The 25,255-nt window shown below is 66.0% G+C and carries 24 protein-coding genes; 11 read left to right on the top strand and 13 right to left on the bottom strand.

Translation table 11 applies throughout. The features are described 5' to 3' along the window. The first annotated feature begins 95 nt into the window (after positions 1–95). Positions 96–2,531, top strand: a complete 2,436-nt coding sequence (locus tag QX039_RS25320) for a DUF2235 domain-containing protein (protein ID WP_315771061.1) — start codon at positions 96–98, stop codon at positions 2,529–2,531. 12 nt (positions 2,532–2,543) lie between these two features. On the opposite strand, the gene purB is transcribed toward QX039_RS25320, so the two are convergent. Further along, on the bottom strand, positions 2,544–3,854 hold the full coding sequence (purB, locus tag QX039_RS25315) for an adenylosuccinate lyase (RefSeq protein WP_315771063.1): 1,311 nt from the start codon (positions 3,852–3,854) through the stop codon (positions 2,544–2,546). Between the two features lie 280 nt (positions 3,855–4,134). Between purB and QX039_RS25310 the strand changes: the two genes are divergently transcribed. Both QX039_RS25310 and QX039_RS25305 read left to right on the top strand, forming a co-directional pair. Then, positions 4,135–4,308: a hypothetical protein gene (locus QX039_RS25310; RefSeq protein WP_315737391.1), complete on the top strand. Its 174-nt coding sequence runs from the start codon at positions 4,135–4,137 to the stop codon at positions 4,306–4,308. Continuing rightward, the gene (locus QX039_RS25305; protein ID WP_315737392.1) at positions 4,305–4,892 is read left to right on the top strand and encodes a TetR family transcriptional regulator; all 588 of its coding nucleotides are present in this window, start codon (positions 4,305–4,307) and stop codon (positions 4,890–4,892) included. The genes QX039_RS25310 and QX039_RS25305 overlap by 4 nt, the downstream gene beginning before the upstream one ends. A 212-nt stretch (positions 4,893–5,104) precedes the next feature. Here QX039_RS25305 and QX039_RS25300 read toward each other — a convergent pair whose 3' ends face one another. Next, positions 5,105–5,752, bottom strand: coding sequence for a response regulator transcription factor (locus tag QX039_RS25300; RefSeq protein ID WP_315771064.1), 648 nt, complete (start codon positions 5,750–5,752; stop codon positions 5,105–5,107). 10 nt (positions 5,753–5,762) lie between these two features. Then, positions 5,763–7,121 (bottom strand): histidine kinase, encoded by a 1,359-nt coding sequence (locus tag QX039_RS25295; RefSeq protein WP_315771065.1) that lies wholly within the window; start codon positions 7,119–7,121, stop codon positions 5,763–5,765. Positions 7,122–7,315: 194 nt separating this feature from the next. On the opposite strand from QX039_RS25295, the gene QX039_RS25290 reads away from it, so the two are divergent. The 6 genes from QX039_RS25290 to QX039_RS25265 all read left to right on the top strand — a co-directional run bounded on the left by QX039_RS25290 (position 7,316) and on the right by QX039_RS25265 (position 11,858). Then, positions 7,316–8,095 (top strand): MotA/TolQ/ExbB proton channel family protein, encoded by a 780-nt coding sequence (locus QX039_RS25290; RefSeq protein WP_315737395.1) that lies wholly within the window; start codon positions 7,316–7,318, stop codon positions 8,093–8,095. Further along, a complete protein-coding gene (locus tag QX039_RS25285) occupies positions 8,092–8,763 on the top strand; it encodes a hypothetical protein (protein WP_315771066.1) in 672 nt (223 codons plus the stop codon). Before QX039_RS25290 ends, QX039_RS25285 begins: the two co-directional genes overlap by 4 nt. Next, complete coding sequence (locus tag QX039_RS25280; RefSeq protein WP_315771068.1) at positions 8,760–9,368, top strand: hypothetical protein; 609 nt, start codon at positions 8,760–8,762, stop codon at positions 9,366–9,368. The genes QX039_RS25285 and QX039_RS25280 overlap by 4 nt, the downstream gene beginning before the upstream one ends. Before the next feature lie 40 nt (positions 9,369–9,408). After that, positions 9,409–9,570: a hypothetical protein gene (locus QX039_RS25275; RefSeq protein ID WP_315771070.1), complete on the top strand. Its 162-nt coding sequence runs from the start codon at positions 9,409–9,411 to the stop codon at positions 9,568–9,570. An 86-nt stretch (positions 9,571–9,656) separates the two neighbouring features. Further along, positions 9,657–10,397, top strand: coding sequence for a metallophosphoesterase family protein (locus tag QX039_RS25270; protein ID WP_315737398.1), 741 nt, complete (start codon positions 9,657–9,659; stop codon positions 10,395–10,397). Positions 10,398–10,400: 3 nt separating this feature from the next. After that, positions 10,401–11,858, top strand: a complete 1,458-nt coding sequence (locus QX039_RS25265) for a bifunctional serine/threonine-protein kinase/universal stress protein (protein WP_315771073.1) — start codon at positions 10,401–10,403, stop codon at positions 11,856–11,858. A 50-nt stretch (positions 11,859–11,908) separates the two neighbouring features. On the opposite strand, the gene QX039_RS25260 is transcribed toward QX039_RS25265, so the two are convergent. The 3 genes from QX039_RS25260 to rpe are packed head-to-tail and all read right to left on the bottom strand — an operon-like array spanning position 11,909 to position 13,985. Then, on the bottom strand, positions 11,909–12,739 hold the full coding sequence (locus QX039_RS25260; protein ID WP_315737400.1) for a bifunctional allantoicase/(S)-ureidoglycine aminohydrolase: 831 nt from the start codon (positions 12,737–12,739) through the stop codon (positions 11,909–11,911). 43 nt (positions 12,740–12,782) lie between these two features. After that, positions 12,783–13,268 (bottom strand): ureidoglycolate lyase, encoded by a 486-nt coding sequence (locus tag QX039_RS25255; RefSeq protein WP_315737401.1) that lies wholly within the window; start codon positions 13,266–13,268, stop codon positions 12,783–12,785. A 15-nt stretch (positions 13,269–13,283) separates the two neighbouring features. After that, positions 13,284–13,985 (bottom strand): ribulose-phosphate 3-epimerase, encoded by a 702-nt coding sequence (gene rpe, locus QX039_RS25250; RefSeq protein WP_315737402.1) that lies wholly within the window; start codon positions 13,983–13,985, stop codon positions 13,284–13,286. A 226-nt stretch (positions 13,986–14,211) separates the two neighbouring features. Here rpe and QX039_RS25245 point away from each other — a divergent pair, with 226 nt between their 5' ends. Then, complete coding sequence (locus tag QX039_RS25245) at positions 14,212–14,979, top strand: EF-hand domain-containing protein (RefSeq protein WP_315737403.1); 768 nt, start codon at positions 14,212–14,214, stop codon at positions 14,977–14,979. Between the two features lie 2 nt (positions 14,980–14,981). Here QX039_RS25245 and QX039_RS25240 read toward each other — a convergent pair whose 3' ends face one another. Together QX039_RS25240 and QX039_RS25235 are read right to left on the bottom strand one after the other, a co-directional pair. Further along, complete coding sequence (locus QX039_RS25240; protein ID WP_315737404.1) at positions 14,982–15,980, bottom strand: P1 family peptidase; 999 nt, start codon at positions 15,978–15,980, stop codon at positions 14,982–14,984. 167 nt (positions 15,981–16,147) lie between these two features. Then, the gene (locus QX039_RS25235) at positions 16,148–18,922 is read right to left on the bottom strand and encodes a PAS domain S-box protein (protein ID WP_315737405.1); all 2,775 of its coding nucleotides are present in this window, start codon (positions 18,920–18,922) and stop codon (positions 16,148–16,150) included. Positions 18,923–19,158: 236 nt separating this feature from the next. On the opposite strand from QX039_RS25235, the gene QX039_RS25230 reads away from it, so the two are divergent. Then, the gene (locus QX039_RS25230) at positions 19,159–19,560 is read left to right on the top strand and encodes a response regulator (protein WP_315737406.1); all 402 of its coding nucleotides are present in this window, start codon (positions 19,159–19,161) and stop codon (positions 19,558–19,560) included. A 138-nt stretch (positions 19,561–19,698) separates the two neighbouring features. On the opposite strand, the gene QX039_RS25225 is transcribed toward QX039_RS25230, so the two are convergent. The 5 genes from QX039_RS25225 to QX039_RS25205 form a co-directional block, all read right to left on the bottom strand. Then, positions 19,699–20,817 (bottom strand): branched-chain amino acid ABC transporter substrate-binding protein, encoded by a 1,119-nt coding sequence (locus QX039_RS25225; RefSeq protein WP_315737407.1) that lies wholly within the window; start codon positions 20,815–20,817, stop codon positions 19,699–19,701. A 158-nt stretch (positions 20,818–20,975) separates the two neighbouring features. After that, on the bottom strand, positions 20,976–21,707 hold the full coding sequence (locus tag QX039_RS25220; RefSeq protein ID WP_315737408.1) for an ABC transporter ATP-binding protein: 732 nt from the start codon (positions 21,705–21,707) through the stop codon (positions 20,976–20,978). Then, positions 21,704–22,537, bottom strand: coding sequence for an ABC transporter ATP-binding protein (locus QX039_RS25215; protein ID WP_315737409.1), 834 nt, complete (start codon positions 22,535–22,537; stop codon positions 21,704–21,706). Before QX039_RS25215 ends, QX039_RS25220 begins: the two co-directional genes overlap by 4 nt. Beyond that, the gene (gene livM, locus QX039_RS25210) at positions 22,534–23,862 is read right to left on the bottom strand and encodes a high-affinity branched-chain amino acid ABC transporter permease LivM (protein WP_315737410.1); all 1,329 of its coding nucleotides are present in this window, start codon (positions 23,860–23,862) and stop codon (positions 22,534–22,536) included. The genes QX039_RS25215 and livM overlap by 4 nt, the downstream gene beginning before the upstream one ends. Before the next feature lie 13 nt (positions 23,863–23,875). Further along, positions 23,876–24,793, bottom strand: coding sequence for an ABC transporter permease subunit (locus QX039_RS25205; protein WP_315737411.1), 918 nt, complete (start codon positions 24,791–24,793; stop codon positions 23,876–23,878). Positions 24,794–25,255 lie beyond the last annotated feature (462 nt).

Genomic DNA, 25,255 nt, shown 5'->3' with positions numbered 1-25,255 from the left:
GAGCGGGTGTCCTGCAGGCTCGCGCAGGGATTGCGCCTTGATTTTCTTGCAATTGCGGACCAATCTCCCTGCCGGCATTCTGGTCGGGGGGCCTCGTGTCCAATCCTGTTGCAAAGAACATCGTGCTGTTGTCGGACGGGACCGGCAACAGCGCCAAGGCCGTGTTCAAGACCAATGTCTGGCGCCTGTTCCAGCTGCTGGACCTGCGCGATCCGCGCCGGCAGGTCGCCTTCTATGACGATGGCGTCGGCACGTCCTCCTTCAAGCTGTTCGCAGCCCTCGGCGGCATCTTCGGCTTCGGCCTGAAGCGGAATGCGATTGCGATCTACAGCTTCTGCTGTCGCAACTACAAGCCGGGCGACCGCATTTACTGCTTCGGCTTCAGCCGCGGCGCGTTCACGATCCGCATCGTGGCGGCGATGATCGCGGGGCAGGGCCTCGTCGCTTACAACAACAATGAGGCCGACCTCGCGCGCTTCGCTGCGGACGCCTATCGCCGCTATCGTCGCCGCTACAACACCGGACTTCTCAGATATCTCGGCAAGATCGGCCTGGACCTCCGTAAATGGCGCGATGGGGGGATCAAGCTGCTGCGCAGGCTGCAGGGCGTTGCGCCCGAGGCTCCGCCAGCAGTCGAGGTCGAGAGCGTGCATTTCGTCGGCATTTGGGACACCGTTGACGCCTATGGCGGGCCGATCGAGGAGATGACCCGCGCCATCGACTATTGGATCTGGCCGCTGTCGATGCCGGACCAGTTCATGAATTCCAAGATCCATCGCGCCTGCCACGCGCTCGCGATCGAGGAGGAGCGCGACGCCTTCCGCCCGGTGATCTGGGACGAACGCTATGTGTGGGGACGGGACGATGCTGTCCCGGGCCGCGGTGACAAGAAGGACTGGCTGTTCGGCATCGATCACGATCCGCGCAGCGAAGCTGCGAAACTCGCCGAGCCGCCGCCGCATCTGCGCACCGATCTGCCGCCACGTGACCGCGAGCGCATCAGCCAGGTGTGGTTTACCGGCGTGCATTCCGACATCGGCGGCGGCTATCCGCAGGATGGCCTTTCCTATGTGACGCTCGATTGGATGCTCGACCGCGCCCAGGCCTATGGTCTCGTCTATCTCGACGGGCGGCGCAGGCTGCTCTACGATCCCGAGATCGATCCGCTCGATACGCTGAACGACTCGCGCAAGGGGCTGGCTGCCTACTACCGCTACAAGCCGCGCAATCTGCGCGAGATCTATGACGCGCCGCCCTACAAGCTATCGCTCCGGTACGATGTTAGTCGCATCAAGTGGCTGCTTCATTCGCCGTTCAAGGCCCAGACCGGGCTTCTTGCTGAAGATCTGCATCCGAGCCTGCCGCAGCCACCTCTGCCGCCGGTGAAGCCGACCATCCACCGCACCGTGTTCGAACGCATTGGGTCGGGTCCCGATCACTATGCACCGGTGGTCGTACCCGCCGCTTACCGCGTCACGGATGAGACCGATACGCCGGTCGATGCGCTGCATCCGCTCGATCGCGGGCACGCGCGGACGCGGGTGCAGGACGATGTCTGGAATTGGGTCTGGCTGCGCCGCGTGGTCTATTTCGCCACCATGTTCGCGCTGCTGTTCGTCGCAGCGATCCCATACGCCGTCATCCATCGGCCGCGCTTCCTCTATGACCCCCTGCGTGTGGTGGGCGATCCCCTGGTCAACGCGGCGGCTGCGTTCCTGCCAAGATTTCTCGATCCCTGGTTCGTAGCGTTCCGGGATTCGCCCGGCTTCCTGCTGATCGGGGCAGCCGTGGCGCTCGGCTTGACGGCGTGGGGCACCTCACTGCAGCGAACGATCCGCGACGCCGCACGCATCGCCTGGAACGATCCATCCCGGCACAAGCCGGTGACCGGCTGGCGCGCGACGGTTTATTCGCTGCGACGCCAGGGCTGGTACATCGCCGGTTTCTACGTCCTGAAATCGTGGATCTTCCCGACCGGCATCATGTTCTGGCTGTTCTGGTGGCTGGCGTTCGGCGCGGCCAACACGGCCGGTCTGTTCTGCAAGGCAACACTGAGGCCGACCGAGGTTAACGAGACAGAGATCGGGGCATGGCATAATGGAAGTATCCGGCCGTTGTTCGAGACGCGCCACCATTGCTATCCGACAGCGCTTAGCGTGGCGCAGGACGAGACGTATCAGATCACGCTCGATGTCGGAGAGGGATGGAGCGACGGCAGCATCCCTGCATCCCCGGCCGGCTTTGGTTACGGGACCTGGACGCAGCTACCGGGCCTGCCGTTCAAGCGGCTGATCTGGTCGAACTGGTTCGCGCCCATCGTGCGGGTGGGCAGCACGGGATTGGAGGAGCATCTCCCCACCTTCCGACCCGAAGCCCCCGGCAGTAGCCGCTGGACGGCCGAGTTCACCGCACGCAGCGATGGGGAGGTGTTCGTCTACGTCAACGACACCTCCATCCTGTTTCCTTGGTTGTTGTATCGATTCTATTTCAACAACAAGGGCAATGCGGCCGTCTCGCTGAAGAAGCTGTAACGGCGCGCGCCGTCACTCGGCGCTGCCGAACACGCGCCGGAAGATCGTGTCGACGTGCTTGAGGTGGTAGCCGAGGTCGAATTGCTCGTCGATCTCGGCGTCGGTGAGATACTTCTTCACCTCGGCGTCCGCCTTGAGCAGGGTGCGGAAGTCGCCTTCGCCGCGCCATACCGGCATCGCGTTGCGCTGGACCAGCTTGTAGGAGTCCTCGCGGCTCGCCCCCTTCTGGGTCAGCGCGATCAGCACGCGCTGCGAGTGCACGAGGCCGCCGAGGCGGTCGAGGTTCTTTTCCATGTTGGCGGGATAGACCAGCAGCTTCTCGACCAGGCCGGCGAGGCGCACCAGCGCGAAGTCGAGCGTCACGGTGGCGTCGGGACCGATCATGCGCTCGACCGAGGAGTGCGAGATGTCGCGCTCGTGCCAGAGCACGACGTTCTCCATCGCCGGCGTCACATAGGCGCGCACCATGCGGGCGAGGCCGGTGAGGTTTTCCGACAGCACCGGGTTGCGCTTGTGCGGCATTGCGGAGGAGCCCTTCTGTCCCTCCGAGAAGAATTCCTCGGCTTCCAGCACCTCGGTGCGCTGCAGGTGGCGGACTTCGGTCGCAAAGCGTTCGACCGAGGAGGCGATCACGCCGAGGGTGGCAAAGAACATCGCGTGGCGGTCACGCGGAATCACCTGGGTGGAGATCGGCTCGGGCGACAGGCCCATCGCCCTGGCGACGTGCTCCTCCACCCGCGGATCGATCTGGGCGAAGGTGCCGACGGCGCCGGAAATCGCGCAGGTCGCGACCTCCTTCCGAGCGGCGACCAGGCGCTCGCGCGCGCGGGAGAATTCCGCATAGGCATAAGCGAGCTTGAGGCCGAACGTCACCGGCTCGGCATGGATGCCGTGCGAGCGGCCGATGGTCGGCGTCATCTTGTGCTCGAAGGCGCGCGTCTTCAGCGCCGCCAGCACGCGGTCGAGATCGGCGAGCAGCAGGTCGGCAGCGCGGGTGAGCTGGACGTTGAGGCAGGTGTCGAGCACGTCCGATGACGTCATGCCCTGGTGCACGAAGCGCGCCTCGGGGCCGACGATCTCGGCGAGATGGGTCAGGAAGGCGATGACGTCGTGCTTGGTCTCGCGCTCGATCTCGTCGATGCGGGCGACGTCGAAGGTGGCGTCCTTGGCCTTGGCCCAGATCGTCTTGGCCGCGTCCTTCGGGATCACGCCGAGCTGCGCCAGCGCGTCCGCCGCATGCGCCTCGATCTCGAACCAGATCTTGAACCGGGTCTGCGGCTCCCAGATCGAGGCCATTTCGGGACGGGTATAGCGGGGGATCATCGACGGCGCTCCGAGGCGGGAGGGAAGGTGGGCGGGACCGGGCGTCCGCGCCAGCATTTTACGCCGCGCTTTACCAGAGCGGCCGGATCGACACAAACGGCGGTCTTTCCGCTCGGCCGGTGCGATCGAGGTGGATTATGATACCGTTCAAAAAAATCGCGCTGACAGATATTGAAATCTGTCAGCGCGATGGTGTATGTCTCTGCCGCTGTCATGCTGAAGATCAACTTGCACTGTCTGACCATGGGTTCAGCGGTTTCAACTGCGAAGGACCGCTTCGATGAAGATTGAAAAGCGATTGTTGCACTCACAATTTCAGGACTGGCTGAATCACCAGGTCGCGCGTCACCTGGAGACCCAGGCAGCCAAATTCCGCGCGCCGTCGTCCGCCGATCGGGCCGAGACGATCCAGATCAAGGCGCATACGTCCGACACCGATATGGTGCACGCATGAATGAGGCCGTGGTTCTGACATCCGAGCGCATCCTCGAAGTCACCGAGGACGTGTTGCGCCGTTACGGGCTCGCCAAAGCGACGGTCGTCGACGTCGCGAGAGCGCTCGATGTCAGCCACGGCTCCGTCTATCGTCACTTCCCCAGCAAGGCGTCGCTGCGCGAGGCGGTTGCCAGGCGCTGGCTCGAGCGGGTCAGCGCGCCGCTGGCGCAGATCGCGGCCGAGCCGGGACCCGCGCCGGCGAAGCTGGAGCGCTGGCTGCGCGAGCTGTTCGGCGCCAAGCAGAAGCGGGTCTGTGAAGATCCGGAGATGTTCGCGACCTATCTCACCCTGGCGCGCGAGGCGTGTTCGGTGGTCAAGGCGCACAAGCAGCACCTGATCGCCCAGGTCGAGGGCATGATCGCGGAGGGGGTCGCGCAGGGGACGTTCCACGTCACTGATCCCAAGACCGCGGCCGCGGCGATCTTCGACGCGACGAGAAGTTTTCACCATCCCGCCCATGCCGACGAGTGGGGCGAGTGCACCTGTCAGGCCCGGGTCGATGCCGTGCTGACCCTGCTGCTCCGTGGACTTCAGGCGCGCTAGGCGCGCCTAGCCCGCATGAGCGCAGCGACATGCGGGTTCACACAGCTCGTAGGTGGGCAAAGGCGCGTTGCACGACATCGGCTTGGGCCGAGATCGCGCGCGCCGCGCCCACCGTCGATCAGCGAACTCATCAGTTTGATGGTGGGCACGGCGCCATTGCTGGCTCGCATGCGGCGACAGCACGGCAGCGCCTTTGCCCACCCTACGGCAGCCTACAGATTCGTCAGCCCGCTGGTCACCGCCAGACGCACCAGCTGCGCATCCGTCTGCAATCCCGTCTTGGCCTTCACCAGATAATGATAGTTCTGCACTGTCTTGACGCTGAGGTGCAGGTTGGCGGCGATCTGCTCGGTGGTCAGGCCCGACGCGAACTGGCGCAGGATTTCGATCTCACGCTCGCCGAGCCGGTCGAGCACGGTCTGCTGCGGATCAAGACTGTCAGCGGCCAGCACGTGGGCGACGTCGTCGCTGAGCGCGCGCTCGCCGTTGATGACCATGCGGATGGCGCGGACCAGCGCCGACGGCTCGCTGCTCTTGGTGACGAAGCCGCTCGCGCCGGCGGCGAACGCCGCCTTCACCAGCGGCGCCTCGCCATGCATCGAGAACACGAGGATGCAGGCGCGATTGTCGCGGGCGCGGATGTTGCGGATCGCCTCCAGCCCGCTGGCGCCCTTCATTGAGATGTCGAGCACGACCACGTCGGGCGCATGCGCCTTGAACGCGGCATAGGCCGCCGCGGCGCTGTCGGCCTCTGCGATGACTCGAAACCCGTCCTGGCTCTCCAGCACGCGGCGATAGCCTTGCCGGACCACCGGGTGGTCGTCGACCAGCAGGATCGAAATGCCTGTGCGCTCGGGCATCCCGGTTGTCTCAGGCGGCCAGTGGAATTGTCGCGGAGACGCTGAGCCCGCGCGCGGCCGGTCCGATCGACAGCGAGCCGCCGACCGCGGCGATGCGCTCGCGGATTCCGGTCAGGCCGAAGCCGCTCGATTGCGCCAGCAGGGTCGCATCGCCGCCGCCGTCGTCCTCGACCGAGATCACGAGCGCACTGTCTGGACCCTGACGGCGCTCGACCCGCAACGACACCTCGCTCGCACTGGTGTGGCGCAGGGCGTTGGTCAGGCACTCCTGCGCCATGCGATAGGCCGTGACCGCGACCGGGCCCTGGATGTCGGCGAGGTCGCCGTGGAGGTCGAGCCGGATCGCGGGCCGCGCGGCATGCTGATAGTTCTCGGTCAGCGCGATCAGGCCTGCGGCGAGGCCGAGCTCCTCGGTGAGCGGACGGCGCAGCCGGCTCAGCGTGCCGCGCAGGCACGCCATCAGATGGCTGACGGACTGCGTAATCATCCGTGCATCCTGGGCGACCTGATCGTTGCGGCCGCTGCCGGCGCTCTCGATCGTCGAGGCAAAGGCGAGGATCGCCGTGAGGTTCTGCCCGAACTCGTCGTGCAGCTCGCGCGCCAGCGCGCGCCGCTCCTCGTCGCGGATGTCGAGCAGGCGCTCGGTCAGCGCGGCGCGCTGCTCGTTGGCCTGCGCCAGCCGGTCGCCGAGCTCGCCGACGGCGCGGCCGATCATGGCGAGCTCCATCGAGCGGAAGCGCGGCAGCGCGGGGCGGTGGTCGCCCTCGGCCATCCGCTGCAGCGCCTGGACGATGCTGCGCGCCGGCGCCAGCGCATGCGCGATCGCCAGCGAGGCCAGCACGCCGATCGCGATCGCCATCGCCAGCGCCACACCAAAGCTGTCCTGGATGCGCAGCCAGGCGAGCTGGATCGCCGAATCGGGATCGGCGATCGCCGAGACGGTTCCCGCTGTCGTGGCGCGCGCGCTGATCGGCTGCGCGACCGCGGCGTGATCGCCGAGGATGGCTTCCACGGCGCCTGAGAACCAGCGCGGCGGCGCGGCGCCGAGGCCCTTGCTCTGGCCGCACAGCGGCTTCTCGAACGCTGCCTCGGGCTTGAGCTGGACGCAGATGCCGGGCGCGATCAGCTTCATGGTCTCGGTCGTGCGCCAGTCGGGCAGCGGCAGCAGCCGCTCCCGCGACCGGTTGCTGCGCAGCAGCAGCTCACGCCAATACAACGCCTCCAGCGCCTGCGAGACCCGGTCGGCCGAGGCCGCGGTGGCGCGATCGACGCTGCGATAGGCGTCGACGGTGACCCATACGGCCGCGGCGGCCAGACACAGCAGCACGATCAGCGCGAGGCGCGCAATGAGTTGGAGCACGAGACGCATGCGATCCTCTCCACGGCTTTTGCCGCAGCGTAATAATGGGATGGTGCTCCGCCAAGCAAATGCACTGCAGCAAGCGGCAGGTTGGGAAATTTTCCCGAGAGCCTCGAGGCAGATGTCTTTGGACGCTGTTCCGCCGCTCTGCTTAACTCCTCTGCGAAGCGCCGAACGAAACGGCGCGCATCGGGAGTTCATGCATGAGCGTGGTCAGCAGTGCCGAACGAGTGGAACCTGCGCGCGACGCAGCCGAGCGCGGGCCGCTGCTGCTCTGGATGATCTTCACCGGCCTCACGATATTCGCCGCCGTGGTGCTCGCCCGCTACGGCTATTTCCACCTGATGGTCGCCTCCGACCGCACCTACATCTCCAGCGTCATCGCCGTGCTCTACGTCGCCACGTGCTGCCATTGCTTCTGGCGCACCAGAGCGATCGCGCGCGAGGCGGATGCAGCGCGGCGCTGCCGCGCCGTGCTGATCGGACCCGACGCGGCGCGCGCGCTCGAACCTGATGCACAACTGCTCCCCAAGGGGCTCGTCACCAACCACATCCGCAGCCTCGTCACCAAGGCGCAAACGCAAGGAGCAGGGCGGCTCGACCAGACGCTGCTACTCCGCACCTTGGCCGACCGCCTGCGCGGCTCCAACGGCTTCGGTGGCTTCGCCTCCGACACGCTGATGAAGCTCGGCCTGCTCGGCACCATCATCGGCTTCATCATCATGCTGGCGCCGATCGCCGGCCTCGACGTCAACGATAAGCTGGCGATGAAATCGTCGATGGGGCTGATGAGCGACGGCATGGCGATTGCCATGTACACGACGCTCGCCGGGCTCGTCGGCTCGATTCTGGTGCGCATCCAGTACTACATGCTGGATGCGGCGACGGGACGGATGTTCTCGGACGCCGTCATGCTGACGGAGACGCGGGTGACGCCGCGGCTCGAGCGCGCGATGGATCGCGCGCCGGAGCAGGTCGCATGATGGACGATTTCGGACTCTATCCGCGCGAGGAGCAGTTCGACCCGTTCAGCGTGATGCTGTTCAAGGCGCTGCAGATCGTCGCGTTCTTCTTCTTCATCGCGGTGCTCGCGATCTCGCCGGACGCCAAGGACGGCAAGGTCGACAGCAAGGCTGAATTCCTGATCACGATGGACTGGCCCGACAACCATCCTGATGATCTCGACCTGTTCGTGCAGGATCCCGTCGGCAACATTGCCTGGTATCGGCATCGCGAGGCCGGCTTCCTCACGCTCGACCGCGACGACCGCGGCGGCGCCAACGATTTCATCCTGGTCAACGGTCTGAAGATCCAGTCGCCGATCCGCGAGGAGATCGTCACCGTCAGAGGCATCGTCGCCGGCGAATACACCGTCAACATCTCGCATTTCCAGAACGTCAGCGGTGCGCCGGTCGAGGCCACCGTGAAGGTGCAGAAGCTCAACCCGACTGCGCAGGTGATCTTCGACGACAAGGTCGTGCTCGACCATTCCGGCGACGAGAAGACGGCGCTGCGCTTCAAGCTCAATGCCGAGGGCAAGGTGATCGACGTGCAGCGCCGGCCGAAATCGCTCTTGGAGACGTTCCGCAGCAATTGGCGCAACGGCGCCGATATCGATCCCAAGACCGGCGTCAGGATGCTCAGGCCATGACGAGCAATCTGCAGACCGTCATCGTCACCCTGTCCGTGTGCTACGCGGTGATCGGCGCGCTGCTGCTGCTGGTGCTGGTCTATGCCCGGCTGCCGTGGCAGGCCAAGGCGGTCGCCGTGGTCATCACCAGCGCGTTCTATGTCGGCAGCTTCGTCGGCGCCCGCGGCCTGCTCGGCTGGGCCAGCGTCGACCGGCTGCCGAGGAGCTTCAAGGTGCTGCAGGTGCGGATCGTCGATCCGCACTCCGTCGAGGGCGATCCCGGCACGGTCTATCTGTGGGTCGAAGCGCTCGACGACGACAACCGTCCGAGCGGCGTGCCGCGCGCCTATCGTATCCCCTACAGCGACACACTTGCCGACAAGGCCCAGCACGCCGCCGACCAGATCGCGGCCGGCCATCCGCAGGGCGGCCGCGCCGCCGATTTCGGCACCGGCGACGGCGGGGTCATCGACGCCGCGCGCGAATACATTCTGCCGAAGACGATCATCGAGACCGCCGGCGGCGATCCCTCCACCGGCGAGTTCAAGGCCGCCAAGACCGCCGGCGACGGCGTCTCGTTCACACCACTGCTGCCGCCGCGCATGCCGCCGAAGGACGAGCAGTAGGCGGCTGCAGCCGTATCCTCCGCGTGAAGCGAGCGCGCGAATGATGGCGGGCATCGAGACGTTCCTGGCACGGCGCCTCGAGCTCAAGGTCAACAGGGCCAAGGGTGCGGTCGCCAGACCGAACCACCGCAAGTTCCTGGGCTTCAGCTTTACCCAGGGAAGAAAGCCGCACCGGCGCATCGCAGGGGACCTGCAACGCTGACATTCCGCATCTCTCCGCCTATCTTGTTTGATGTTCCTCAAGTCTCGTGCGACCACGGCCGCTAGCTTGAGAACCGGAGGAAACGGGTGCTGCTGGCGATTTTGACCGACATCCATGCCAATCGGCAGGCCTTTGCGGCCTGCTTGGAGGCGGCGCGTGCGCGTGGCGCGGATCGTCTCATCTGTCTCGGCGACATCGTCGGCTATGGCGCCGATCCGGAATGGTCGGTCGACACCGTCATGGAGATCGTCGCCGGTGGCGGGCTGGCGGTGCGCGGCAATCATGACAATGCGGTCTCGGTCGCGAGTGAGACCATGAATGCCGAGGCGCAGGCGGCGATGGAGTGGACGCGCGGCCGGCTCAGCGCCGAGCAGCGCCGCTTTCTCGCCGAGCTGCCGATGAGCATCGGTGACGACGACCGGTTGTTCGTGCATGCGGAGGCCTCGAGCCCGCCGCGCTGGCGCTATGTGCAGTCGTCGGCCGACGCGGCCCGCAGCATGATCGCGACCGAGGCGCAGGTGACGTTCTGCGGCCACATCCATCGTCCCGCGCTGTATTCGATGTCCGCGACCGCGAAGATGACGAGCTTCACCCCGACCGCCAACATGCCCATTCAGCTCTTGCGCGGCCGGCAATGGCTGGCCGTGGTCGGCTCGGTCGGCCAGCCGCGCGACGGTGATCCTGCCGCGTCGTTCGTGACCTTCGACACCAAGACCCGCGAGCTGACCTATTGCCGTGTGCCCTATGACGTCGAAGCTGCGGCGCAGCGCATTCGCGACAACGGCCTGCCGCCCTGGCTGGCGCAGCGGCTCTCGATGGGGCGATAGAACATGCCGAGGTCAAAGCTTCAGCCGGGCGTCGTGATCGACGGCTTCACGGTCGGCGAATGCGTGCATTCCGGCGGCATGGCGACGTTGTGGAGCGTCACCCGTCCGGATATCGACCGGCCGATCCTGATGAAGGTGCCGCGCGTCTCCGAGGGCGAGGACCCCGCGGCGATCGTCAGCTTCGAGATGGAGCAGATGATCCTGCCAAGACTGTCGGGACCGCACGTGCCGGCCTGTTTCGGCACCGGCGATTTCGCCACCCAGGCCTATGTGGTGATCGAGCAAATTCCGGGCGAGACGCTGTACAAGCGGCTGCCCGAGCTGCCACTGGCTTACGAGGAGACGCGGGTGCTGGTCGCGAAGATCGCGACGGCGCTCGCCGACATTCACCGGCAGCACGTGATCCATCACGACATCAAGCCATCGAGCATCATGTTCCGGCCGTCAGGGGAGGCGGTGCTGATCGACTACGGCCTGTCCTGCCATAGGCACCTGCCGGATCTCTTGCAGGAGGAATTCCGCCTGCCTTACGGCACCGCGCCCTACATGGCGCCCGAGCGCATGATGGGGACGCGCAGCGATCCGCGCAGCGACATTTTTTCACTCGGCGTGCTGCTCTATTTCTTCACCACCGGCGTGCGGCCGTTCGGCGAGAGCGAGACCCTGCGCGGCATGCGCCGGCGTCTCTGGCGCGATCCCTATCCGCCGCGACAATTGAAGCCGGACTATCCACCGTGGCTGCAGGAGATCGTGCTGCGCTGCCTGGAGATCGAGCCGGTGTGGCGCTATCCGACCGCGGCGCAGCTCGCCTTCGATCTCGGCCATCCCGACCAGGTCAAGCTCACGGCGCGTTCGGCGAAGGTGACGCGCGATCCGATCACCACGGTGTGGCGCCGCCGCTTCAACCGCGGCCTGGTGCAGCCGGAACAGAAATCATCCGACGTCGCGGTGCAGATCGCCTCCAGCCCGATCGTGGCGGTCGCGATCGACACCGTGGAAGGCGGCGAGGAGCTCAACGGCGCGCTGCGCCTGACCGCGCAGCGCATCCTCGCCACCTTGCCCGCGGCGCGCCTCGCCTGCGTCAACGTGCTGAAGCTCGGGCGCCTCACCATCGACCGCACCCTGGACGAGGAGGGTAACAACAAGCACATCGACCGCATGGTCGCGCTGAAGCACTGGGCGACGCCGCTCAAGCTCGACGCCAGCCGGCTGACGGTGCACGTGCTGGAGGCCGTCGATCCGGCCGCCGCCATCATCGAGTTCGCCGAGGCCAACCAGGTCGACCACATCATCATCGGCGCCCGCCGCGATTCCGTACTGCGCTCACTGCTCGGCAGCGTCTCGGCGAAGGTCGCCGCGGAGGCGGGCTGCACCGTCACGGTGGTGCGCACACGCCACGTGGTGCGCGAGGTGGATGAGGAGGATGACGACGCGCCGGCGAAGGTCGTGTCGGGGACGTGAGACGTTAGAGTTGAGATCGAAGTCCGGGTCCGATTGCGCGACCGCGCCTCTCACCTGAACGGTCGCAGCTTCATGTGCCGGTTGGCGTCCTTGTAGAGCAGATAGCGGAAGCGGCCGGGGCCGCCGGCGTAGCAGGCCTGCGGGCAGAAGGCGCGCAGCCACATGAAGTCGCCGGCCTCGACCTCGACCCAGTCGCGGTTGAGCTTGTAGACCGCCTTGCCCTCGAGCACATAGAGCCCGTGCTCCATCACATGCGTCTCCAGGAACGGGATCACGGCGCCGGGCTCGAAGGTGACGATGTTGACGTGCATGTCGTGGCGGACGTCGAGCGGATCGACGAAGCGCGTGGTGGCCCAGCGGCCCTGCGTCTCCGGCATCGCGGCAGGGGCGATCGTCGCCTCGTTGGTGACGAAAGCCTCGGGCACGGGGATGCCGGGGACGGCCTCATAGGCCTTGCGGATCCAGTGGAAGGTCGCGGGCGCCCGGCTGTCGTTGTGCAGCGTCCATTTGCAGGACGGCGGCAGGAAGGCGTAGCCGCCATTGCCCAGGCGATGCTCTTTGCCGGCGATGGTGAGCAGGATCTCGCCGCCGACCACGAACAGCACGCCCTCGGCCTCCGGATCCGGCTCGGGCTGGGCGCTGCCGCCGCCGGGCGAGACCTCGACGATGTATTGCGAGAACGTCTCCGAGAAGCCCGACAGGGGGCGCGCGATCACCCAGGTCCGCGTCTTGTCCCAGAACGGCAGCGCCGAGGTGACGATGTCGCGCATCACGCCCTTGGGGATGACCACGTAAGCTTCAGTGAACACGGCGCGCCCGGTGAGCAGGTCGGTCTGCGGCGGGTGGCCGCCCTGCGGCACGAAGTAGTTCGGCTTGTCCATCGTCGTCTCTCCTGCGCACGGATCAGCCTGCGCGCGCCACCATTCAGGGGATGCTTAGAAACAGCGGCTGCTCGAGCCACAGCTCCTCGAGATTGTCGGGGCTGATGCGGTCGACCACCATGAAGCGCGAGGCCTCATCGAACACCAGCAGCGGATGGTGCCAGACGTTGCGGGCGTAATTGACGCCCTGGCGTCCGCTGGCCGTGAAGGCATGGTAGCTCGCGGGATCACGCGGGTCGTCGCAGACCAGCACCAGCCAGGGCCGGTCCTGCAGCGGCATGAACAGCTGGCTGCCGAGCGGATGCCGCTCCATCAGCTTGATCTCGATCGGTTGCGGCCGCGGCTTGGCCTCGAACAGGCTGATGTTCACGTCTGCGCCGCCCGACGTCACGTCGATCGCGGCGAGGCCGTTGCAGCGGCGGGCGAAGCCCTGGTTGATCTCGATGGGTTGGCCGCCGTCGGTCTCGACGACGTCGCCGAAATCAGCAAAGGCCGCCTTGGTCAGCGGCCGCGGCGTGAGCGTGTGCATCCCGCCCCGCGTGCCTCAGATCGCTTCGCCGCGCGCCGACGCGGCGGCGCTGCGGATCGCGGAGATGTTGCTGCGGTAGGCCTCCGTCGTGCCGCCCTTGAACACCGCAGATCCTGCGACGAAGGCGTTGGCGCCGGCCGCGGCCAGCGCGCCGGCATTGTCGCGGCCGACGCCGCCATCGACCTCGATATCGATCGGCCGGCCCGCGGTCATCGCGCGCAGATCCTGGATCTTGCCGATCGCCGAGGGAATGAAGGCCTGGCCGCCGAAGCCGGGATTGACCGACATGATCAGCACGAGGTCGACGAGGTCGAGCACGTATTCGATCACGCTGAGCGGGGTCGAGGGATTGAGCGAGACGCCGGCCTTCTTGCCGAGCGCACGGATCGCCTGCAGTGAGCGATGCAAGTGCGGACCGGCCTCCGCATGCACCGTGATGTGGTCGCAGCCGGCCTTGGCGAAGGCTTCGAGATAGGGATCGCACGGCGTGATCATCAGATGCGCGTCGAAGATCTTGGTCGTGTGGGGGCGCAGCGCCTTGATGACGTCGGGCCCGTAGGAGATGTTCGGCACGAAGTGACCGTCCATGACGTCGAGATGGATCCAGTCGGCGCCGGCGGCATCGACGGCGCGCACCTCCTCGCCGAGCTTGGAGAAATCCGACGCCAGGATCGACGGCGCAATGACGAGCGGGCGCGGCGTGAAGGACTGTGTCATGGGCGGCTGTTCCAGTGCGATCGGGATTGTCGCCGTATCATGCGGGCGCGGTTGCGGCAACGCGAGCGGGAAAAATCTGCCGAGCGCGGCATGAACTGCCGGGTTTGGGCATCCGCAACATCTCGAAATATCCGGACATATCAGCGGTTTGGCGCTGGCACGGGGATTGCGACGGAGAGATCCGACGTTGTTTCGCCGCGCATTGCGGCCACCTCGGAGTTTCGCCATGTGGTTTGCATTGGGGGCCGCCTCATCGGCCCTGGAAGCCCTGCAGTCGCTTGGGTCGACGAAGTCCGGTTCCGGAAAATCGGGCAATGCCGGCGGCGGCGTGTTCAGTCTGAACGGCGGCAGCTCGAGCAGCTCCGGCAATTTCAGCCCGTGGTCGAGCTCCGGCAGCATCAGTTCGGGGCAGATCGCGCCGGAGACGATGAACGCGCTGCTCGCAGCGCAGAGCCAGTCCGGCACATCGGGTGCGAACGCCTCGACCAGCCCGCTGCAGGACCTGTTCTCGCAGATCGACGGCGACGGTGACGGCAAGATCACAAAGTCCGAATTCGAGACCGCGCTCGGCGCCGGCGGCACCAACCTCGCCAATGCCGACAAGGTGTTCGGCAAGCTCGACAGCAACAGCGACGGCAATGTCAGCATGGACGAACTGACATCGGCGCTGCAGGGCGCGCGCGGCCGCCGTGGTCATCATCATCGTGCTGGAGCCGGGGAGGCTGGCAGCTCCGGCAATTCGTCAGGCGCAGGGGCGGACGCGCTGATGCAGGCAATGTCGGGCGCGTCGAGCTCCTCGTCGACCAACAGCGACGGCTCGACGACGACCACCATCACCTATGCTGACGGCTCCAAGGTGACGCTGACGACGCCGGCGGCCACCACCGCCTCGAACGCCGCCACGTCGTCCTACAATCTGATCGAGAAGCTGATCCAGCGGCAGTCGAAGATGCTGTCGGCCTCGACGTCCTCCACGACCGCGGTGAGCGCCTAGGCTCAGCCGCCGAAGCGGCCTTGCCAGGACGGCATCGCGCCGGCGAACGGCAGCGGTCGCGCGTGATAGACGCCGCGTGCGATCGCGCGGGCCAGCACATTGGCCGCGACCATGCCGAGCTCGCTCAGCTCGACCAGCGGCTCGATCGGCTTGGCGCAAGTCGCCGCCGCGAACACGATGTCGCCGTCGAGCGGCAGATGCACCGGATAGATCGCGCGCGCCATGCCGGTCTGCGCCATCATCGCGAGCCGCTTGGCCTGCGCCTTGGTCAAGACGGCGTCGGTCACGACGAGGCTGATGGTCGTGTTCTCGGAGGCTGACGCCGCCGGGCCGCCCTTGATGCGCATCGCCAGCATATCCGGCGTGAACGCGGCCGGCAGGCCGCGGCCGCCGAATTCGCCGTCGACCTCGTACGGCGCCGCCCAGAACCACGGGCCGTCGCCGACCGTGACGCTGCCGACGGCATTGACCACCGCGATGGCAGCGACCTTGATCCCACCTGTCGTCGTCGCCGCCGCCGAGCCGAGCCCGCCCTGCAGGTTGGCCGTGGTGGCCCCGAGCCCGGCACCGACGCTGCCGAGCGCGAAGCTGGTATCGGCGGCCGCTGCGGCCGCATAGCCGAGCTCGCGATAGGGCGCGTAGCGGCCCCAGGCCTTGTTGCCACCGTTCAAGAGGTCGAACACGATCGCGCCGGGGACGATCGGGATCAGCGCGTCGCGCACGGCAAAGCCGCGGCCCTGTTCCGCCAGCCAGGCCTGGACGCCGCTCGCGGCCTCCAGCCCGAACGCCGAGCCGCCGGACAGGGCGATGCCGTCAACCCGCTCCACCGTATTCGCAGGATCGAGCAGCGCATCCTCGCGCACGCCGGGTCCGCCGCCCCGGATGTCGATCGCGGCCACCGCCGGCTGATCGAACAGGATCGCGGTCACGCCGGACGCGAGCGCTGCGTCCTGGGCATGGCCCACGCGTACGCCCGCGATGTCGGTGAGGAGGTTTTGCACGGTCGCCCTCGCGGCAGGTGATGATGCTGGATGGATAGCGCGGCTGGCGCGAGGGCTCAATGCAACACCCGCGCGTCCTCGTAGCCGGATGAGCGCAGCGATATCCGGGCTCTCACGCGCTGTCTCGGTGAAACCCGGATATCGCTGCGCTCATCCGGGCTACGGCCTCACGCCTCCAGCGCAATGCGGATCATGCGGGCCAGTTCCGGCTTGCGGTAAGGCTTGGGCAGCAGCAGCACGCCGGCGTCGAGTCGGCCGTGGTGAACGATCGCGTTCTCGGTGTAGCCCGAGGTGAACAACGTCCGCAGCGCCGGCCGCCGCACCCGTGCGGCGTCGGCGAGCTGGCGGCCGTTCATGGCGCCGGGCATGATGACGTCGGTGAACAGCAGGTCGATCTCCGGATGGCGCTCCAGCACGTCGAGCGCCTCGGCGGCATTGGCGGCGGCCAGCGTAGTGTAGCCGAGGCTGCCGACCTGGGCGATCACGTGCTGGCGTACCAGCAGATCATCCTCCACGATCAGGATCGTCTCATTGCCGCCGCGCGCGTCCGGCGCCTGCAAGCCCGCGCTGGTCGCCGGAGCGGACGCCGAGCGCGGCAGATACAGCTTGATCGAGGTGCCGTGGCCGACCTCGCTGTAGATCTGGATGTGGCCGCCCGACTGCTTGACGAAGCCGAATACCATGCTGAGGCCGAGCCCCGTGCCCTTGCCGGTGCCCTTGGTCGAGAAGAACGGATCGAACACCTTCTCGAGATAGGCCGGCGGAATGCCACAGCCGGTGTCGCTGACGGCGATCATCACGTAGTCACCGACGATGACCTCGCTATGGGCGTCGGCATAGTCTTGGTCGAGCGTGACGTTCGCGGTCTCCAGCATGAGCTTGCCGCCTTGCGGCATTGCATCACGCGCATTGAGCGCGAGATTGATGACCGCGGTGGCGAGCTGGTTCGGATCGGCGAGCGCGGTGCAGGGATCGGCGCCGAGGATGCGCTCGATCTCGATCTGCGCGCCGAGCGTCGGCCGCAGCAAGGCTGCGGTCTCGTTCAACAGCGCATTGATGTCGAGATCGGTCGGCTGCAGCGGCTGCTTGCGGGCGAAGGCTAGCAACTGCCGCGTGAGCTGCGCGCCGCGGTCGGCGGAGTCGTCGATCAGCTTGGCGACGGAGGCGAGCTCCGGCCGGTCGGACACGGCGTCGGCAAGAATGCCGATGCTGCCGGTGATGACGGTGAGGATGTTGTTGAAGTCGTGGGCGACGCCGCCGGTGAGCTGCCCGACCGCCTCCATCTTCTGCGCCTGGCGGAATTGCGCCTCGGCGGCGCGCTTCTCGGTGAGGTCGCGGCCGACGAAGAAGTGGCGCTGCACCGGGTCCGACCAGCTCGCCATCCAGTTCAGGACGACGCCGCGGCCTTCCTTGTGCAACAGCTGCGCCTCGAAATTGTGGACGTCGCGGCCGCGGCGGCAGGCGCGCATCTGGCTACGGACCGCCTCGAACTCGGGCGGATAGACGAAGTCGCTGGCATTGCGGCCGACCATCTCCTCCGGCCGGTAGCCGAGCACGTCCACCGCGCTCGGGCTGACCTGCATCAATTGTCCGTAGGAGTTGGCAACCAGGATCAGGTCCTGCGAGGTCTCGAAGATGCGGCGGCGCTCCTCGGTCTCACGGGTCAGGGCGGTTCGGGTGCGCTTGCTCTCGGTGATGTCGCGCGCCACCTTCGAGGCGCCGATGACCAAACCATGCGCGTCGAGGATCGGCGACACGCCGAGCGATACTTCGATCTCGCGGCCGTCCTTGTGGCGGCGGATCGTCTCGTGATGCTCGATCTTCTCGCCGCCGCCGATCCGGCTCAGGATGCGATCGACCTCGCTGCGCCGTTCGGCGGGCACGATCAGGCCGATGTCGTTGCCAAGCGCCTCGTCTGCGCCGTATCCGAACAGGTGTTCGGCGGCGCGATTCCAGGACGTGATCTTGCCTTGCAGGGTCAGCGTGATGATGGCGTCGTTGGAGGATTCCACGACGGCGCTGAACAGCCGCTCGCGCGCGATGAAGCGTGTCCGCTCGCTTTCGCTCTGCCGGCGCTGCTGCTGCAACAGCCGCGTGAGCCTCGCCTGCAGGCTGACATTGTCGGCGAGCAGGACGCCGAGTACGAAGCTCGCGGCCAGCAAGCCATAGATGCGGCCCGTGTAGTAGCCGAGGTCGAACCGGGCGGCGTTGAGCAACGAGGAGAGCGAGAGGTCGAACAGCCAGGCGCACAGCACCACCATGACCCAGAGGTCGAGAATGCTGTGCGGCCTGCGCAGCGCCAGGACGAGCAGGGCAGCCGATGTCACGCACCAGATGGCGCCGACCACGACCTTCAAAGCCGGCGTGGCAGCGTCATCGCGGACGAGCGCGGGCAGCGCCGTATCATGGGCGATCACCGCCCAGGTGAGCGCCGCAAGTGCAATCGCCACGCCGAGCACGGCGACCGAGAGCGACAGCGCAACCGACCCAACGGGCGTCGGACGGCGACGGTCGTGCAGCGCATAGGCCAGAACGAACAGGGGGAACGCGCCGTGCCAGATCATGTAGATCCAGACTGCGGTCTGCGGACCTGCATCGAGCAGGCCGGTCTGAGAATACAGGCCTGGGAACACCAGCGTGTGCAGTAGCGAGGCCGGCGCGGTGAACAGGTAACCCGAGGCCAACCACAGCAGCGGTCGCGAACGCAGCAGCACGAACTGCGAGAACAGCAGGAACGCGGTGATGAGATCGTTCAGCGCCAGCGCCGACTGGTAGCTCGCGACGAACGCAGGCACCGCCGGCAACTCCACCTTGGCAAAGGGAGCGGCGGCGGCAAACAGCAAGGTCGAGATCGCAACCGCAGCGAGTGCTGCGATCTGGTCTCGGCGCGTCGCGGTGGACGTCGACAGCAGGACTTCGCGGTGATCCTCGATGCTCTGCATCTCCGGGAATCCTGCGCAACGGGAGCCAACATGCAAAAACAAGGAGTCGGTGACTGGCGCGCGAAAAGTTTCTATTTTCTAATAAAGGTTGTATGGTACCAGATCGCGACGTTCTGTAGAATGAGTCGATAGTTAAAGTAACTGCACCTTTACCCCAATGGGATAAATATACCGGTAGTTGTGTTCGATTTCCTTCTAGGTTGTAGGTTGTCCAACGGAAAATTCTGGAGAAGTTGATGCCACGGATTCTGGTGGTCGACGATCAGAAGGATGTGCGCGCCATGATCTGTATGGTGCTGCGCGTCAATCAGTTCGACGTGGTCGAAGCGGGAACTGCTGCGTCCGGACTGCAGTTGTTCCGCGACCAGGCGTTCGATGCCGTCATCGTCGACATCTATCTCGATGATTCCAACGGGCTCGATCTGGTCAGCAGTATGCGCGCGCTGGTTCCCGACGTGCCGGTGGTCGCAGTCTCCGGCATGACCGCCTTCGATGGCGCGTCGATGTCGGACGAGCTGACCCGTGTCGTTTACCTGCAGAAACCGTTCCGCCCGACCGAACTGATGCGTGCCGTCGAAACGGCCCGTGCGGCAGTGGCGGCGAAGGGAGCCCCATCGCTTTCGGCCTGTGCCGGCTGAGCCGGCCTGTTACTTACTCTCCGTACGACTGTCCTGCAGGCGCTTCAACGACGAACCAAGCTCTCAGCAGAACGCCCCGGTCCAGGACCGGGGCGTTTGCATTTTGCTGATGATGATCGAAGCGGATCAGGAGTTCTATCAGGAGCCCTTGCCGCCGAGCTCGGCGTAGCCGCCCTTGGCGTCCCACTTGTAGACGACGTAGTCGATCTGCTTGATGTCGCCCTTGGCGTCGAAGCCGAGCTTGCCGAGAACGGTGTCCCACTCGCCGGCCTTGATGGTGTCCATCACCTTCTTGGCGTCAGTGGTGTTGGCCTTCTTCACCGCCTGCGACCAGACCTGGATCGCGGCGTAGGTGTAGAGCGTGTAGCCCTCGGGATCGATGTTCTTGGCCTTGAACTTGTCCACGATCGCCTTCGCGGTCGGCTTGTTGCGCGGCTCGGGGCCGAAGGTGAACAGCGTGCCTTCCGCGGCCGGGCCGGTGATCGAGGCGAACTCCTTATCGTTCATCGCGTCGCCCGCCATCAGGATGGTCTTGAGACCCTGGTCGCGCATCTGGCGCAGGATGAGGCCGGCTTCCTGATGATAGCCGCCGACATAGACGAGATCGATGTTGTCACGCTTCAGGCGGGAGACGATCGCGTTGAAGTCCTTGTCGCCCTTGTTGTAGGACTCGAACATCTTCTCGGTGACGCCGGCCTTGTTGAGCGCCTTCTTGGTCTCGTCGGCGAGACCCTTGCCGTAGGTGGTCTTGTCGTTGAGGATCGCGATGTTCTTGCCCTTGAAGTTCTTCGCGATGTAGTTGGCGGCGACGAGACCCTGCTGGTCGTCGCGGCCGCAGACGCGCGCCACGTTCCACAGCTTGCGCTCGGTGAACAGCGGGTTGGTCGACGCGGGCGTGATCTGCAGGACGTTGCTGTCGGCATAGGCCTCGGAGGCCGGGATCGACGACGACGAGCAGAAATGGCCGGCGACGAACGGAATGCCGGAGCCGGCGAGCTTTTCGGCAACCGAACGCGCCTGCTTCGGATCGCAGGCATCGTCACCCACCTGCAGTGCGAGCTTTTTGCCGAGCACGCCGCCGGCAGCATTGAGGTCGGCTACCGCCATCTCGGCGCCGTTCTGCATTTGGCGGCCGAAGGCCGATTCACTGCCGGTCATGGGGCCGGCCACGGCGATGTTGATGTCTTCGGCGAAAGCAGCGGTCGAGAGCGCCAGCGATGCGCCCAGAGCCAAGCCGATGAGTTTGAGTGGTTTCATGAGAAATCCTCGCGGGGGGTAGGTCGACACGGAACGGCCCGAACGGCGGGCCGCAGACCGCGCGCATTGTGGCTGATTTTACGGCGAAGTCACCGGCAATTTTCGACGACACCTACGAAGGACTAATGTCATTTCGGCCGGATTTTGAGGGCTCCGCCTCAGTGGCGGCCGCCCTCCAGATAGGCAGCGCGGATCTCCGGCCGCTGCAGCAGCTCGGTGCCGGTGCCCGACAGCGTAATCAGGCCGTTGACCAGCACGTAGCCGCGATGGGCGAGCTTCAGCGCGTGATTGGCGTTCTGCTCAACGATCAGCACGGTCAGACCGTCTTGGCGGTTGAGTGTCCGAATGGCGTCGAAAATCTGGCGAGCGATCAGCGGCGCCAAGCCGAGCGAGGGCTCGTCCAGCAGCAGCAGCCGCGGCCGGCTCATCAGCGCGCGCCCGATCGCCAGCATCTGCTGCTCGCCGCCGGACAGCGTGCCGCCGCGCTGGTCGATGCGCTCCTTCAGGCGCGGGAACAGCGCGAATACCCGCTCCAGCATGCTGGCCCGCTCCGCGTCGGTCGTCTCGCCGGCGTCGGCGCCCATCTGCAGGTTTTCCGCGACGCTCATGCGCGGAAAGATGCGGCGTCCCTCCGGCGACTGCGCGATGCGCAGCTGCGCGATCTGATGCGTCGGCACCTGTGTGATGTCGTTGCCGTCGTAGACGATGTTGCCGGAGCTCGCGCGCGGCCGCCCGAAGATCGACATCATCAGGGTCGACTTGCCGGCGCCGTTGGCGCCGATCAGCGCGACGATCTCGCCGGGCTTGATGTCGAGATCGACGCCCTTGAGCGCTTCGATCTTGCCGTAGGAGGCACGCAGGCTGCGGATTGCGAGGAGGGACGCGCTCACGCCTCGGCCTCCATCACGGCTGCGGCCTCTTCCTCGTCGGTGCCGAGATAGGCCGCGATGACCTTGGGATCATCCCTGATCTCGCGCGGCGTGCCTTCCGCGATCTTGACGCCGTAGTCCATCACGACGATCCGGTCGGAGATTTCCATCACGACGCTCATGTCGTGCTCGATCAGCAGGATCGACGTGGCGTGATCGGCTCGGATCGACAGCAGCAGCTCGCTGAGGGCCGCACTCTCGCGCGCGTTGAGGCCGGCGGCCGGTTCGTCGAGGCAGAGCAGGGCCGGCGAGGTGCACATCGCGCGCGCGATCTCCAGCCGGCGCTGGTCGCCATAGGCGAGATTGCCGGCCGCGTCGTCGGCGCGGTCGATCAGCCCGACGCGCTTCAGCCAGAACACGGCCGCATCGATCGCGTTCCGCTCGGCCGCGCGCCACGAGGGCACGCCGAGCAGCCCGAGCACCGTCATGCCGGACGCGCGCATCAGCGCGTTGTGCTGCGCGACCATCAGGTTCTCGAGCGCCGTCATGCCCGGAAACAGCCGGATGTTCTGGAACGTCCGCGCCACCTTGGCCTGCTTGGAGATGTTGAAGTCCTTCAGCTTCTGCATCTCGAACTGCGCGCCGTCATCATGGGTCAGGCGGATGACGCCGGAGGTCGGCTTGTAGAAGCCGGTGATGCAGTTGAACACGGTGGTCTTGCCGGCGCCGTTGGGGCCGATCAGGGCCGTGATCTGCGTGCGTTGCGCGGTGAACGACAGCGCATTGACGGCGACGATGCCGCCGAAGCGCATGGTGAGGTTTTCAAGTGCGAGAATGGGAGCGGAGCTCATCCGTGGCCTTCCTTGACGAGGTCCGAAGAGATGCTCTTGGATTTTTCCAGGAATACGGTTGGCGCGCGATGGCCGACAATGCCGCGCGGCCGCCAGATCATCACGAGCACCATGGCGAGACCGAACACCAGCATGCGGTAGCCCTCGAGGCTTCTGAACAGCTCGAAGCCGCCGATCATGGCGAGCGCCGCCAGCGCCACGCCGAGCTGCGACCCCATGCCGCCGAGCACGACGATGGCGAGTACCAGCGCCGATTCCTGGAAGGTGAAGGATTCCGGGCTGATGAAGCCCTGGCGCGTGGCGAAGAAGGCGCCGGCGAAACCGCCGAACATCGCGCCGGTCGCAAATGCGGTCAGCTTGGTGGTGGTGATGTTGATGCCGAGCGCGCGGCAGGCGACCTCGTCCTCGCGCAGCGCTTCCCAGGCCCGGCCGATCGGCAGCCGGCGCAGCCGGATGGTGACCCAGTTGGTCAAGAGTGCCAGCGCCAGGATCAGATAGAACAGAAACACGATGCGATGCGTCGGCGAGAACGGGATGCCGAGCATCGATGCAAGGCCGCCTTCGCCCGGTGTGAGCGGAATGCCGAACAACGTCGGTCGCGGAATCCCGGAGACGCCGTTGGGACCGCCGGTCACGTCCTGCCAGTTGATGAGGACGAGGCGGATGATCTCGCCAAAGGCCAGGGTGACGATGGCGAGGTAGTCACCGCGTAGCCGCAGCACCGGAAAGCCAAGCAGCACGCCCCAGAATGCGGCGAGAATACCGGCGAGCGGCAGGCAGATCCAGAACGACAGGCCGAAGGTGGTCGAGAGCAGGCCGTAGGAATAGGCGCCGACCGCGTAGAACGCGACGTAGCCGAGGTCGAGCAGGCCGGCGAGACCGACCACGACGTTGAGGCCCCAACCCAGCATGACGTAGGTGAGGACCAGGATGCCGAGGTCGAGAATATAGCGCTGATTGTAGAAGATCACCGGCACCAGGAAGGTGAAGATCAGCAGCGCCGGCGCGAGATAGCGGCCGGCTACCGACATGCCGCTCTGCACGGACGGCGGCACGAAGCTGCCGAGGCCGCCGCGCGGTCCGAGCCACAGCCGCAGCAGCTCGACCGCGATCGAGCCGACGAACACCGCCACAACCAGGCTGGCGAGGTCGCCAAAGCGGGTCCAGTATACGAGCTGGCCGCTCTGGCCCGCTTCGGTGCGGACGCCGACCATCAGGGAGAACAGACCGAGAGCGACCAGCGCACTGAGAAAGGCCTTCTTGAGGATGAAGGCGGCTCCGACCGGTTCGGAGCCTTTCGACGAGGCGGGAAGGGACGCGCTCACGCGGACTCCATCTTCAGACTTTTTCGACTTCGGGCCGGCCGAGCAGGCCGGTCGGCAGGAAAATCAGCACCACGATGAGGATCGAGAATGCCGCGACGTCCTTGTACTCCACGGAAAAATAGGCCGACCAGAACGTCTCGATCAGTCCGATCGCGAGGCCGCCGAGCATCGCGCCCGGCAGCGAGCCGATGCCGCCGAGTACCGCCGCCGTGAACGCCTTGATGCCGGCGACGAAGCCCATGAAGAAATCGACCAGACCGTAATACAGCAGGTACATCATGCCGGCGACGGCAGCGAGCGCCGCGCCGATCACGAAGGTCATCGAGATGGTGCGGTCGACGTCGACGCCGAGCAGTGCCGCCATGGTCTGGTCCTGCTCGCAGGCGCGCATGTCGCGCCCGAGCCGGGTGCGGGATACCAGCCAGGTGAACAGCGCGAGCAGAACGATGGTGGTGATGACCACCACGATCTGGATGTTGGAGAGCTGGACGACGAAGCCGCCCGCACCCTCGTGCAGGGTATAGCCGCCGGTGATGATCGGCGGCACCGGCTTGACGCGCGCGCCCTGCGACACCTGCGAATAGTTGGTGAGCACGAACGACATGCCGATGGCGGACAGCATCGGCGCCAGGCGGAACGAGTGCCGCAGCGGGCGGTAGGCGATGCGTTCGACGGTCCAGCCATAGAGCGCCGTGATGGCCATCGAGACCAGCAGCACGATCAGCAGAATTACCGGAACCGCAGTCAGGCCCAGCGACACCAGGACCAGGAACGAGATCAGCGCGATGAAGCCGCCGATCATGAAGATGTCGCCATGGGCGAAATTGATCATGCCGACGATGCCATAGACCATGGTGTAGCCGATGGCGATCAGGCCGTAGATCGAGCCAAGGACGAGGCCATTGATGAGCTGTTGCGCGAAATAATCCATGAACTGCCGTGAGTGAGACTGCCGATATCGGTTCGCAACGCGGCGGGGGCCTTGCAGAGCAGGTGCTGGTATGCCTGGAGATCGCACCCGCGCCCAAGGCGACGCGTGGGCCAGTACTAACAGCTAGGAACCGGGTGCCGCAACAGCGTGCAGTGCCACAATTGCGGGCTTATCCCGCCTCCTTTGACGGCGCGGTTCCCGTGCCTTTCTCGGGTCCGGCCATCGCCATCAAATGACCACCGCGGAACGCAGCACCTACCGCCGAAGGAGGTGCTCTCGCACTGGTTGCGCGCGGTAGCGAAGCGAGAACCCCATGAGCAGGCTGGCGGACGAGAACCAGGGGCACCAAAGTCCGGCCGGGAGACCGAACCGGCAAGATGAGGGACACGGAGGGGCAGCCCGCGTCCCGGCCAGCAATACCAGGACCCGCGTCTGCAGGACCGCTCGTTGGCGTGGACACTG

Origin of the sequence: Bradyrhizobium sp. SZCCHNR1043, from assembly GCF_032489675.1 — a bacterium.
Taxonomy (GTDB): domain Bacteria; phylum Pseudomonadota; class Alphaproteobacteria; order Rhizobiales; family Xanthobacteraceae; genus Bradyrhizobium.
Note: the sequence above shows the minus strand (reverse complement) of the source record. Positions and strands in the feature narration are given on the sequence as shown.